The organism is Dactylosporangium fulvum, from assembly GCF_025137375.1.
Classification (GTDB): domain Bacteria; phylum Actinomycetota; class Actinomycetes; order Mycobacteriales; family Micromonosporaceae; genus Dactylosporangium; species Dactylosporangium fulvum.
Map to the genome: position 1 here is coordinate 4,270,450 of NZ_CP073720.1, position 12,895 is coordinate 4,283,344.

Consider the following 12,895-nt stretch of genomic DNA (forward strand, 5'->3'; position numbering starts at 1 on the left):
GTGCACTCTACGGCATCGGCTATCGGTATGAGGCCGTGGGTGGCTCTGGTGCTTCCGGCGGCTCGGCCGCCAACTGTGAGCGTCGATTGGTTCGGTCGGCTCGGCCACCGCGAAGCTGGTCTCGCCGGGCCCGCTGACTTGCGGGGTCCGGCACGGGTGCGGAGTTGATGAGGTTCTGGGTGTAGGGGTGCGCGGGGTTGGAAAGGACCTGGTTGTACGGGCCTTCTTCGACGATTTGTCCGTGTCGGATGACGGCGACCCGGTCGCAGAGCGAGTCCACGACTGCGAGGTCGTGGCTGATGAAGAGACATCCGAAGCCGAGATCTGCTTGGAGCTCCCGGAACAGGTCGATGACTCGTGCCTGCACGCTGACGTCGAGCGCCGAGGTGGGCTCGTCGGCGATGAGGAGGTCCGGGTCGAGCGAGATCCCTCGAGCGATTGCGACTCGCTGCCTCTGGCCACCGGAGAGTTCGTGCGGGTACCTGTCCCGCCAGCGCGGGCCGAGACCCACGGATGTGAGCAGCTCGTCGACGCGCTCACGCAGTCGCGTGCCCTTGAGCCCGAGTTGGGTCCGCAGCGGTTCCTCGAGCGTGTCGCTCACCGAGTATCGGGGATTGAGTGAGGTCAGTGGGTTCTGGAAGACCATGCCGACGTTGCGTCGAGCGTGCCGCAGCCTGCGGCGCCGAAGTCGGGTGATCTCCTCACCCGAGACCGTGATGGTGCCGGCGGCGATCGGGGTCATTCCCACGATCGCGCGCCCGATGGACGACTTTCCGCAGCCGGACTCTCCGACGAGACCGACGATCTCGCCACGGGCAACGGTCACGCTGACGCCGTCGACAGCACGGACGTTCTCCCGCCGCCGATTGGCGTACTCGATGACGAGGTCGGTGACCTGGAGAACCGGAGCAGCGGGAGCCTCGGGCCTGGTTGCGCGTGGCACTGCCTGACCGATCCGCGGAACAGCTGCGAGCAGCGCCTTGGTGTAGTCCTGCTCAGGAGCCGCGAACAGCTGATCGACCCCCTGGGTTTCCGCCACGCGCCCGTGTCGCATGACGACGACACGGTCGGCGATGTCGGCGACGACACCCATGTCGTGGGTGATGAGCAGGATGCTCATGTCGCGGGTGTCCCGAAGGTCGCGGAGGACCTCGAGGATCTCGGCCTGAACCGTGACGTCGAGCGCGGTTGTCGGCTCGTCGGCGATGAGCAGGTCGGGCTCACCGATGAGGGCCAGCGCGATCATGATGCGTTGGCACTGACCGCCGGAGAGCTGGTGGGGGTACTGGGTCAGCCGGCGCTCCGGTTCGGTGATGCCGAGCGTCGTGAGCAGCTCGACGGCACGCTGCTTGCAGGCCGCGGAGGTGAGGCCGCGGTCGTGGAGCTTGATCGCTTCGCACAGTTGCGAGCCGATCGTGAAGCTCGGGTCCAGAGACGCGCCGGGGTCCTGGAAGATCATCGCGATCCGGGAACCGCGCAGCTTGCGCAAGCGCTTTTCGTCGTAGCCGGACAGCTCGACGCCGTCGAAGACGATGGAGCCCGACGCGCGAGCGTTGTTCGGCAGCAGCCCGAGCATCGAGAGTCCGCTGACACTCTTGCCGGATCCGGACTCGCCGACGAGGGCGACGATCTCGCCGCGTCCAACGGTGAAGGACACTCCGTCGACCACGCATGCGGCGTTTCCGGCGGTGGTGAACTCGATGGAGAGGCCGTCGATGGAAAGCAGCGGGCCGCTGATGTCGCGGTGCTGGGCCTCGTCGGTCGTCACGAGGTGCGACCCCCGTCCCGGTTGACCTTGTACGCCTCCCAGTCGGCAAGCATCTGCTTGTGGTAGTTGATGAGCCACTGCATGTAGTCGCGGCCGTTGACGAGGCGGCGGCGGGCAGAGGCGACGGCGGGGTCGTCACCGTCGATCAGTTCCAGCTGTCGTTCGAACATCTGCGCCTGCGCCGCGAGGTGACGGCGTTCGCCTGCGAGCCAGCTTCCCCACATGTCGTCGTGGGCACAGAAGTAGTAGTTCCGGTCCCCAGGGATGACGTGCCGGCGAATGAACCCGGTGTCGAGGAGACGGCGCGTAGTCATGGACACCGAGCCGGCACTCGCGTTGAGCACAGCGGCCAGCTCGCTGAGCGAGATGTACGGCTCACGCATCACCATCAGGTAGCCGATGACTCGGCCCTCCATACGCGGACCACCGGTTTGTGACCAAGCGACACCGAACTGCTCGGCGAATTCGCGCCGCTCCAGCTCGCGTTCGTCAGGCAGGCTCGACCCTGCGGTCTCGGCGGCCTCGGTGTTGTCGGTCATCAGGTACTCGGCTCCTATGTCTGGTCCGGTGAGCGTGCGGTCGCGTCTAGTGGGACGCCACGAGGAGTGTGTCAGCGCTGCTGCCGGTCGTCACCTTGTCCACCGGCTTGAACGTAGTCCCTGCGACGCGGACCGACTCGACCGTGTCGTGATCGTCGAAGGCGAACTCGACCGATTCGCCGGTTCCGAACGAGCCGTTGACGCGAGGGAACTTGAACGTGGTCGGGCCCGCCTGGGCGAGCGGGAGTGCGCCGTCGAGTGGGTCGGCGTTGGCCGGCCAGATCATCGTGAGCCGGCCGTCGAGGACAGCCATGTCCACCACGTCCCAGATGCTCGCGTACCGGCCGGCGAATCGCTGGAGCTCGCTCGTGGTCGTGTCGTCGCCGGGGAGGTTGCGGATGCCGCGGCGCATCAGGGCGATGACGCCCTTGCAGATGCCGATGGCAGCACCTTCGATGGCGTTGACGAGGACGGAGACGGCGACGCCCGTCTCGGGGTCCCAGAGCGTCTGACTCGTGTGCCCCGGGTAGTTGCCGCCGTGGCCGTACATCGGCTTCTCGTCGACGATCAGGGTTCGAACTCCGTACCCGTACGAGACGACGTCGGAGCAGGGGTCGCTGACGGGCAATTGGCTCGTGATCAGGAGCTGCCTGGACTCCTCGTTGAGGACCTTGCTGTCGTTGGAGAACAGCGATGCCGCGATGGTGACGAGTTCCTCCGCGGTGCTGTAGAACCCGGTGGCCGAGGCGAGGGCCTTGGTTTGCACGTCCTGGGCGACGCGGCTTCGCCGACGGCTGAGATTGTCGCTGCCGTGGCCGAGCGCGAGCGGGCCGTCGTAGCCGGGTTGCACGTCGGCCCCGGTTCGGGTGAGCCCGAGCCGCTCCACGAGGTTCTCACGCATGTAGTCGATGTAGGACTGCCCGGAAGCGCGTTCGACGATGATGCCCAGGAGTCCATATCCGATGTTGCTGTACTTGTACTCCGATTCGATGTCGGTGACCCCGAACGCGCGGCGAGCCATTCCGAGGAATTCCTGCGCGTCCGGGAACGCCTTCATGAACTGCCAGTAGTCGGCGTCGAGGCCGTCGCGGAGGATGCCGCCGCGGTGGGTGAGGAGGTGCCGGACGGTCACGCCGGCGGTCCCGTCCTGTTCGGCGAGTTCGGGGATCCATCGGGTGATTTTGTCGTCCAGGTCGAGGGCGCCGGTCTCGCGCAGCTGGAGTACCGCGATGGCGGTCATCATCTTGGAGTGCGATGCGATTCGGAACTGGTGGCTGGTCGTCAGTGGCGTCTGCGCCTGGGTGTCGTCGTACCCGATGGCGATGGTCGCTTGCACGCGTCCGTCCAGCCAGATCGCCGCCTGGAGTCCTGGAACGTTGGACGCCCAGGCGCGGTATCCGAGCCACTGCTTGATCTGGTCAAGCAACGGTCCGTAGCTGGTCATGCGTGCTCCTGCTTTGGGTCGAGGGCGGCTCTGAGGCTGTCACCGAGGGTGATGATGCACAGGACGGTGACTGCCAGGAACGTGGCGGGGTAGATCAGAAGGTGCGGGTGCTGCTGGAACGACGATTGTGCTGCGGCCAGTTGCAGACCCCACGAGATGGTGGGTGGCTGGAGGCCGACACCGAGGTACGTCAGTGACGATTCGGCGACGATGATGGCGCCGACGGTTGTGGTGGCGACGACGACGAGCGGTGCGATCGAGTTCGCGAGCACGTATCTGGTCGAGAGTCGCCAGGTGCTGATCCCGATGAGGCGGCCAGCAGCGACGTAGTCGAGCGCTCGGACCGAACGGACCGAGGATCTGACGAGGCGCGCCATCATCGGCCACGCGAACAGCGCGAGGATGACGGACACGGACGCCACGTTGCGCTGCCGCACCGTGCTGAGCAGGACGATCGCGCCGAGGAGGAACGGGAACCCGAGGCAGATGTCCATGATGCGTGACACGAAAGCGTCGACGACGCCAGGGATACTGCCGGCGATGGTGCCCGCGATTGCCGCGGTGAGCGTTGCGAGCGTTGTTGTCAGGAATCCGATGGAGATCGAAGTCCTGGTGCCGTAGATGACGTTCGCGTAGACGTCGCAGCCTTGCACGTCGCGCCCGAACGGGTGCCCTGCGCTGGGTCCCGCCGCGCTGTTCAGGAGATCGCAGGCGCGTGGGTCGGCGTGGCCGAAGAAGCCGGCCGCCCAGCCGGGGAAGATCGAGACGACGAAGAGGCCCAGGAGCACGATTGCCGGGATCACGAATCCGGGCTTGCGGAGCAGGGTCCGCCAGAGTGCGCGTGGGCGCGGGCTGAAGTCGAGGTCTTCTGCCGGTTGCAGCAGAGTGGTCATTTCAGGCACCTCGAGTTCGCGGGTCGAGTGCGGCTTGGATGATGTCCACGATGATGCTCGTCACGAGGAAGATCAGGATCAGTGCGGTGGCGATGCCCACGACGGTCGGGCCTTGCTGGGTCCGGATCGAGGTGAAGAGCAGGTTGCCGATGCCGGGCAGGTTGAAGATTCCTTCGACGACGACGGCCCCGCCGAGCAGGTAGCCGAGGTCGGTGGCGAGGAACGTGACGGTGGGAATCATCGAGTTCCGCATCACGTGCTTGCCGATGAGGCTGGTGGGCGGGACTCCCCGGGCCTTGGCGGCGCGGATGTAGTCGGAGTGCAGGCTGTTGATCATGCTTTCGCGGGTCAGCCGGGATACTGCGGCCAGTCCGAACGCGGCGATCACGAGGGAGGGCAGCAGGTAGGCGCGAGGCCAGCCTTCTGTTGTGCCGGCGATGGGGAACATGTGCCACTTGACGCCGAACACCAGCTGGCAGGTCACTCCGACGACGAAGACGGGGACGGCGCTGAGCAGGACGGTCCCGGCGAGGATGCCTTTGTCGATCCAGGTGCCGCGCTTGACCGCGGCGATCGCGCCGAGCCCGATTCCGATGAGGAGCTCCAAGAGCCAGGCGGTCGACGCCAGTGCGATCGTGACCGGCCACCGCGACGCCATCTCCGAGCGGACGCTGTCGCCCGCGAACGTGGTCCCGAAGTCGAGGTGCAGCAGGTCCTTGAGGTAGTCCAGGTACCGCTGCCACAGCGGTTCGTCGAGGTGGTACTTGGCCCGCAGTGCCTCCATCACGTTTGCCGGGAGCGGGCGGTCGCCGGCCAGTGATGCGACCGGGTCGCCCGGCAGGGCGTAGACCGCGGCGTAGATGAGGAAGGTGACCCCGAAGAACACAATGAGGAACTCGAGCAGCCGCCGAGCTATCGCTTTGGTCATCGTCATCGGGTTCCCGTTCCGTGGTCTCTTCTGGTCTGCTCTGGCCGACGGTTGGTCGGGACGTCGGCCAGAGCAGCTTTCCTGGGGCGATGGTTCGCTACTTGCTGACGCTCAGTTGAGCGAGGATGGGAACGCCCAGCGATGCGGTCATCTTGGTGATCTTCGGGCTCGTGACATAGACGTACTTGGAGAAGAACGTCGGCACGACGGGCAGGTCGGCCTTGAGGACTTCCTGAGCCTGCTTGTACGCGGCGTTCACCTGGCTCTCGGTGGACGCCTGCTCTGCCGCGGCAAGGGCGCTGTCGACGGCCGGGTTGGTGTAGTAGCCGGTGTAGACGTTGCCTGTTCCGGCCTTGGTGAACAGTTGCCGGAGGGTGTTCTGCTGGCTGGAGTACAGCGCACCCCAGGTTCCGAAGTGCGGTCCTGCCACGGTCTTGCCCTCGACCGCGGAGTAGAAGTCGGACCAGCCGGTGGTCGGCTTGGCTACCGCTTCGACTCCGAGGTTCTGGCGGACCTGGTTGGCGTAGGCCTTGTACAGGTCGTCCACGTTGTACCCGCCGGGGTAGACGAAGGTGATGGTGCCGTTGAAGCCGCCGGCTTCAGCGAGAAGCTTCTTGGCCTCGGTGGGGTCGAACTTCACCTCGTCGTTGAGCAGCCCCTCGGGAGTCCCGGCCTCAGCCGGGGGAGTGAAGGCGGTTGCCGGGTCGTACAGGCCGCCGAAGATCGCCTTGTTGACGGCGGCTCGGTCGATCGACATGGAGATGGCCTGGCGGACCCGCTTGTCGGCGTAGCGTGGGTCCCACAGCGGAAAGCCGAGGTAGTCGATGCTCGGGGCGTCGTTGGCCCAGACCCGGTTTCCGAAGTCGTTCTTCGCGGCGCCGAACTTGGCCGGGGCGATGTTGGCGATGTCGGCCTGGCCGGCGAGCACATCGGTGTAGGCGGTTGCGTTGTCGGTGTACGGCCGGAAGGTGATGGTGTCGGCCTTGCCCTTCGGGCCCTTGTAGGCCTCGTACCGCTTGATGGTGTACTCCTTGCCCGGCTTGGTGGGAGCTGCCATCTGGTAAGGGCCGTTGCCGATCGGCTCGTCGGCGTACTTCTGCATGTCGGAGTAGGCCGATTCGGGCATCGGGTAGAAGCCGGTCTGCATCTGGGACAGCTGGGACGGGAACTGGCTGTCGGCCGACTTGAGCTGGACGGTGAAGGTCAGGTTGTCGACGACCTTCAGGCCGCTCATCTCCTTGGTCGCGGGCTTGTCCGTGGCGGAGTTGAGGTCGTAGCCGACGATGTTGGAGAGTTCGCCGCTGTTCTCGAAGGCGTTGGGGCCGTAGGCGACGTAGTTCCAGGCGTCGACGAAGGACTTGGCGGTGACCGGCTCGCCGTTGTGGAAGGCCCAGCCGTCCCTCAGCCGGATCCTCCAGAGCGTCTGGTCGTCGCTGTTGATCGAGTCGGCCTGGAGGTTGGTCAGGCTGCCGTCGGGCTCGACCCAGGTGAGCGACGCGAAGAGCGGGATCACCTGAGCGAAGCCCCCCAGAACGCGGCCTGGAACGAGTGTGTCAGGTACGCCTGCGTAGATGAAGGAGCCTCCGGCGGCGCCGTTCGAATCGCCGCCGTCCTTCGAGGACCCCGATGTACAGCCAGCGAGGAGAGACACCGACGCGATCGTGGCCGTTGCGGCCATCAAGAAACGGCGACAGGAGCCCATGCGCAGTCCTTCTGGTGATGAGGTGGGTGTCACACGCCCGAGGTGTTGGAGAGAGCATGCACCCCTGTGAACTCAATTGCAACTGAAAGTTTTGAAAATTCAGTAGCTACTTGGATCTGGGCGGACGGGTGCCACGCGCCGTGCGGGCGGGGTGTACGTGGCCGCGGGTCACGATCGGGATCCTTGTGCCTGCCAGCGCGTTCGGCCCGCTGCCGGCCCGGATGCGGCCGCAGGCGCACCGCTTCGGTCACCGGCCGTCGAGGTTGCGGACCGGCGGTGTTCGACGGCGGCCAGGATGAGCATGTGGGGGCAGGCGGGCGGCATTGACAGTGAGGACGGGCTGAGGGCAGCCACCGGGTGGTTGTCGGTGGTCGCCGTAGGCAGTGACGCGACTGCGGGCGGTATTGACTTCAGTGGGCTCGGCGGAAGGCCGCTGCCGACTGCGGGCGCGCTGCCGGCGCCAGGCGTGGTGAGACGAGCAGCAGCGCCAGCCCGGCCACGCACAGCGCCGCGCCGAAGGCGTAGGCCGTGCGGTAGCCGAAGTGCGCCGCCACGCCGAGCAGCGGGCCGGCGAAGATCGCGGACAGCGGAAGCGCGTTGCCCGCGAGGGTGGCGGCGCGGCCGGGCTGGGCGGGCAGCAGCTCCTGGACGTATGAGATGCTCAGGCCGCCGACGGCGGCGATGAGGCCCGCGTTGAGCAGCTGCAGCGCCGCGACCTGCCAGCTGGCCGTCGTGGCGGTGACCAGACCGTAGTACAGCGCACCGAGGCCGGCGCCGATGACGATGAGCGGCCGAAGCGGCCACTTCGTCGACAATGCGCCGAAGGCGAGCATCAGCGGGATCTCCAGCGCCGCGCACAGGCCGAGCACCAGGCCGGCATAGCTGACGTCGGTGTGCAGCACGTGGCCCAGGAACAGCGGCATGGCCTGGATGCCGAGCACGCCGGCGCCCTGCAGCAGGGCCAGCGCCGCCACCACGCGCAGGACGCTGAGGCGCGACGCTTCCATCGGCGGCTCGACGGGCGGGGCGGCGGCGTCCGGGGCCGGTGCCGGGCCGACCTCGTCGAGCCAGCACAGGACCACGACCGCGGCCACGGCGTACGTCAGCGCCGCGGTGAGGTACAGCAGCCGGAAGCCACCCAGCTCGACCAGCAGCGCCGCGACCGGCGGGCCGGCGACCCACGCGATCGAGAACACCATCCGCAGGGTGCTGATCGACATCGCGGCCCTGGTTGAGCCGCGCCGCTGGAGCACCTCCCGCGCGTAGGCGAACGCCTGCGGGAACAGGGCGCCGCTGACCGCGGTGACGGTGACGGTGAGCGCGAGCAGCACCCAGTAGTCCCGGACGAACGCGGTCAGGATCGACCCGGCGCAGCCCGCGGACGCGGCGGTGAGCAGCAGCGTGCGGCGTATCGAGCGGCGGTCCGAGAGCCATCCGATGAGCGTCGACGACACGACCATCGACAGCGGCCCGGCGACGAGGAACACGGCGACCCGGACCGGGTCGGCGCGCACGGCCGTGCTCAGGAACAGCGAGACGAACGGCCCGACGACGGCGGTGGAGAGCCCGACGAAGAAGAACATGAACCCGAGCGGTACGAGGGCTCGTCCGGTCTGCTGAACGGTGCTGCGCGCGGCGAACCGGACCCCAGAATCCACAGGTCGTCACCATACTCGCGGATGATCGCCGGAGGCTGTGATCAGCGTGGCATGCGACGATGCCCACAGGAGGTGGCGTCGTGATCGAGCGTATGCGCCGGTGCATGACCCACGTCAAGTCCTGATCCCCTCAGGCAGCCCCCGGCCCGGTCGATCTGAGGTCTTGAGTCGACGGGAAGGGCCTGAGGATGGGTGTACTGTGGGGGCGGTCCGGCCGTGCCTCCGGGCTCATGCTGACGTCCGCCGCCGTCCTTTTCGTCAGTGTTGTCTGGTTCGCGGTGAACCTGGTGCGGCCGGTGGGGCCGCAGGTGCTGCTCTGGCTGCCGACACCGATCGGTGCGGTGGTGCTCACGGCCGTATTCCGACGCACCGCCCGTACCGCCGAACTCTCCGAACCCACGAGGCGCTTCTGGCGGCATCTGAGCTACGCGGTGGTCCTGGTCGGGATCGCGGCCACGTCGCAGGCCGTCGACATGCTGCTGCACCCGGGCCGCGACGACGACTACAACGGGCCGGTCCTGCTCGTCCTCGACACCATCGCCATCGCGGTGATCGTCTATGCGCTGTACCGGCTGCCGTTCGGCTCGCTGACGCCGGGCGAGCGGCTGCGGGTGGCACTCGACGGCGGTACCGTCGTCGCGGGCGCCGCCGTGTTCATCTGGCACTTCCAGACCAGCCGGGCCGAGGGCGGTTCGGCGGTCGTCGCCTCGCTGGTCCTCACGGTGCTGTCCCTGACCGTCGTCCTCGCGGTCGCCAAGTTCGTCCTGTCCGGATACGAGTTCATCGACCGGTCCGCGCTGCGCTGGCTCGCGTTCGCGATCTTCTTCGGCGCGACGAGCCCGCTGGTGCAGCCGCTCCTGGATTCCGGGCATCCGCACCTGCTCCACACGCAGTACAGCATTCCGGCGGTGTTCTGCTTCGGTGCCTGGGCCGGTGAGCGGCAGCGCCGCGCCGCGACCGAGCCGCGCCGCCGGGTCGGGGCGGACGAGCGGCGGCCGTTCAGCTACGTGCCGTACGGCGCCGTCGTCGCCGTCGACGTCCTGCTCATCTTCGAGACGTGGTACGGCGACCACACCGACCTGCGGGTCGTCGTCGCCGGTGCGGTGGCCCTGACCACGCTGGTCGTGATCCGCCAGATCACCGCGTTTCGGGACAACGGCCGGCTCCTGGCCCGTCTCGACCACAACGCCACCCACGATGCGCTCACCCAGCTGCCGAACCGGGTGCTGTTCGGCGAGCGCCTCCAGAAGGCCCTCGCCGCGCCGGGCAGCCACCCGGTCGCCGTCGCGCTCATCGACCTCGACGATTTCAAGGAGGTCAACGACACGCTCGGCCACGAGGTCGGCGACCAGCTGCTCATCGCGGTCGCGCAGCGACTCGGCGGCTGTGTCCGGGCCGGCGACACCGTGGCGCGCCTCGGCGGCGACGAGTTCGTCGTGGTCCTCGACGGCGCCGACCCGGCGGCCGCGGACCTGGCTGCCGAGCGGATGATCGCCGCGCTGGACCGGCCGGTGGTGGTCGACGGCCACGAGCTGCCGATCCGCGCGAGCATCGGGATCGCCGACGGCCGTACCGGCGACGAGAGCAGCGTACTGCTGCGGCAGGCCGACATCGCGATGTACGCGGCGAAGAAGGTGCCGGGCACCGTCCGCCTGCACTACGACTGCGGCATGACGGCCGTGCTGGTCGACGGCGGGCAGCTGCGCGCCGCGATCGACGGCGACCACCTGCGTGTGCACTTCCAGCCGATCGTGCCCCTCGGCGGTGGCCGCCCGACCGGCGTGGAGGCGCTGGTCCGCTGGCAGCATCCGGAGCACGGCCTGCTCACGCCGGACGTGTTCCTCCCGGCCGCCGAACGCACCGGCCTCATCGTGCCGATCGGCCGCTGGGTGCTGCGCACGGCGTGTCATCGGTTCGCCGAGTGGACGCTCACGCACGGCACCGCCGCCCCGGCTTCCCTCCACGTCAACGTCTCCGCCCGTGAGCTGCGCGAACCGGACTTCGCCGGGTTCGTCGCGGCGACCCTCGCCGAGTCCGGCGTCGCCGCGGAACGCCTCGTGGTGGAGATCGCCGAGACGGAGCTGATGCAGGCCCCGGCGCCGCTGACGGCCGTGCTGGCCGACCTGAAGGCGCTGGGGACTCGTATCTCGTTGGACGATTTCGGTATTGGCACCGCCTCGCTGACCCTGCTCCACGAGTACCCGTTCGACGAGGTCAAGCTCGACCGTTCGATCACACGGACGGCTGTCGACGGCCGGCCGTCGATGGCGGCGACCGTGCTGCAACTGGCGCGGGCGCTGGATCTGCACGCGGTCGCCGTGGGTGTGGAGCAGGCGCGGCAGGCCGATCGGCTGTGGTCGCTCGGATACCCGGCGGCGCAGGGGTATCTGTTCGCCCGGCCGCTGCCCGCCGAAGAGCTGGCCGTGTGGCTGACCGCGTGTGCCCAGGTGCCGATCACGGCGTGAGCCGACCGGAACGGGGCGGCGGAAGCACGCGGAACCCGCTACAACTGGAACATGCGGTACACGCCACGGGAAGCGGTCGAGAAGACCGGCTTCAGCATCGACACGCTGCGGTATTACGAGCGGATCGGCCTGCTCGACGACATCAACCGCAACGCGGGCGGACAGCGGGTCTTCACCGACGACGACCTCGCCTGGCTGTTCATCCTGCGCTGCCTGCGCGACACCGGCATGCCGATCGCCCGGATGCAGCGCTACGCCGAGCTGGCCCGCGGCGGCGACGCGACGTTCGCCGAGCGCGCCGAACTGCTCGAGCAGCACAACCAGGACATCGAACTGAAGATCGCGGCGCTCCGGGAGGAGCAGTCGAGGATCCAGCACAAGATCGAGTGGTACCGGCAGGAGCTGGCCGCGATGCCGTCGGCGTCGACGGCGAAGGCCTGACCCGTCATTTGATCCGTTGCTTGACCTGGAGCGCGCTCCAGGTCGTACGGTCGCGGCATGCGAACGATCTCTCTGGGTCGCACGGGCGAGCAGGTCAGTGCGCTCGCCCTCGGCTGCATGTTGATGGGCACCAGCACCGACGAGGACACGTCCTTCGGGATACTCGACCGGTATCTCGGCGCCGGCGGCACGTTCCTGGACACCGCCGACTGTTACGCCTGGTGGACGTCGCCGGACGCCACCGGCGGTGAGAGCGAGGCGCTGCTCGGCCGCTGGTTCGCCCGCACCGGCCGCCGCGACGAGGTCTTCCTGGCCACCAAGGGCAGCGCCTGGGTGCGCGACCCCTCGGCGGTCCGGGAGGGCCGGTCCGCCGCCACCGAGCAATACGCGGGCGCGGGCGGCGACACGCTCCGCCACGCGCTCGACGCGAGCCTGCGCCGCCTCGGAGTCGACCACGTCGACCTCTACTACGTCCACGTCGACGACCTCGGCACCCCGCTCGAGGAGACCCTCTCGGCCCTCGCCGACCTCGTGGCGGCCGGCAAGACGAGGTACATCGGCTGGTCCAACGTCCAGACCTGGCGCCTGGAACGCATCCGCCAGCTCTGCGACCGGAACGGCTGGCCGGCCCCGGTCGCCCTCCAGCAGGAACACTCCTACCTGCGCAGGCACCCCGCCGCACGGACGGTGTCGGTGGTCGACGACGAGCAGCTGCGCTACCTGCGGGCGCACGACGACCTGACGCTGGTGGCGTACTCGCCGATCCTCAAGGGCGTTTACGACGACCCGGTGAAGCGGCAGGAGCATCACGTGATGGACTCCTACCGCGGTGCCGACTCCGACGCCCGCCTGGCGGTGATCGCCAAGCTCGCCGCGGACCTCGGCGTGACCGGCAGCCAGCTCGCCCTGGCGTGGGTGCTGCACCAGCGCGACCCGGGGAGAGTGACGCTGATCGGCCCGCGGACGCCGGCGCAGTACGACTCCTCGATGGCCGCCCTGGCGATCGACCTCGACGATTCGGTCCTGGCCGAACTGGACGCCGCCGGCGCGTGACGGC

General features: G+C 68.2%; 10 protein-coding genes. 3 read left to right on the forward strand and 7 right to left on the reverse strand.

Annotated elements, in window-relative coordinates; translation table 11 throughout:
- Positions 1 to 19 precede the first annotated feature (19 nt).
- From Dfulv_RS20220 to Dfulv_RS20250, 7 genes are all read right to left on the reverse strand, one after another.
- Positions 20 to 1,768 (reverse strand): ABC transporter ATP-binding protein, encoded by a 1,749-nt coding sequence (locus Dfulv_RS20220; protein ID WP_259865603.1) that lies wholly within the window; start codon positions 1,766 to 1,768, stop codon positions 20 to 22.
- Positions 1,765 to 2,307 (reverse strand): GbsR/MarR family transcriptional regulator, encoded by a 543-nt coding sequence (locus Dfulv_RS20225; protein WP_259865604.1) that lies wholly within the window; start codon positions 2,305 to 2,307, stop codon positions 1,765 to 1,767. Before Dfulv_RS20225 ends, Dfulv_RS20220 begins: the two co-directional genes overlap by 4 nt.
- A gap of 46 nt (positions 2,308 to 2,353) precedes the next feature.
- Positions 2,354 to 3,751, reverse strand: coding sequence for a serine hydrolase domain-containing protein (locus Dfulv_RS20230; protein WP_259865605.1), 1,398 nt, complete (start codon positions 3,749 to 3,751; stop codon positions 2,354 to 2,356).
- Entirely contained in the window at positions 3,748 to 4,644 is an 897-nt protein-coding gene (locus Dfulv_RS20235; protein WP_259865608.1) for an ABC transporter permease, read from the reverse strand. The genes Dfulv_RS20230 and Dfulv_RS20235 overlap by 4 nt, the downstream gene beginning before the upstream one ends.
- 1 nt (position 4,645) lies before the next feature.
- Positions 4,646 to 5,578 (reverse strand): ABC transporter permease, encoded by a 933-nt coding sequence (locus tag Dfulv_RS20240; RefSeq protein WP_259865611.1) that lies wholly within the window; start codon positions 5,576 to 5,578, stop codon positions 4,646 to 4,648.
- A 91-nt stretch (positions 5,579 to 5,669) separates the two neighbouring features.
- A complete protein-coding gene (locus Dfulv_RS20245) occupies positions 5,670 to 7,085 on the reverse strand; it encodes a peptide ABC transporter substrate-binding protein (RefSeq protein ID WP_259865613.1) in 1,416 nt (471 codons plus the stop codon).
- Between the two features lie 599 nt (positions 7,086 to 7,684).
- Positions 7,685 to 8,932, reverse strand: a complete 1,248-nt coding sequence (locus tag Dfulv_RS20250; RefSeq protein WP_259865615.1) for a sugar efflux transporter — start codon at positions 8,930 to 8,932, stop codon at positions 7,685 to 7,687.
- A 188-nt stretch (positions 8,933 to 9,120) separates the two neighbouring features.
- Here Dfulv_RS20250 and Dfulv_RS20255 point away from each other — a divergent pair, with 188 nt between their 5' ends.
- From Dfulv_RS20255 to Dfulv_RS20265, 3 genes are read left to right on the forward strand one after another with little or no spacing between them, the layout of a single operon-like run.
- Positions 9,121 to 11,397 (forward strand): putative bifunctional diguanylate cyclase/phosphodiesterase, encoded by a 2,277-nt coding sequence (locus tag Dfulv_RS20255; RefSeq protein WP_259865617.1) that lies wholly within the window; start codon positions 9,121 to 9,123, stop codon positions 11,395 to 11,397.
- Positions 11,398 to 11,448: 51 nt separating this feature from the next.
- Positions 11,449 to 11,838 (forward strand): MerR family transcriptional regulator, encoded by a 390-nt coding sequence (locus Dfulv_RS20260; RefSeq protein WP_259865620.1) that lies wholly within the window; start codon positions 11,449 to 11,451, stop codon positions 11,836 to 11,838.
- A 57-nt stretch (positions 11,839 to 11,895) separates the two neighbouring features.
- A complete protein-coding gene (locus tag Dfulv_RS20265; protein ID WP_259865622.1) occupies positions 11,896 to 12,891 on the forward strand; it encodes an aldo/keto reductase in 996 nt (331 codons plus the stop codon).
- The last annotated feature ends 4 nt before the right edge of the window (positions 12,892 to 12,895 follow it).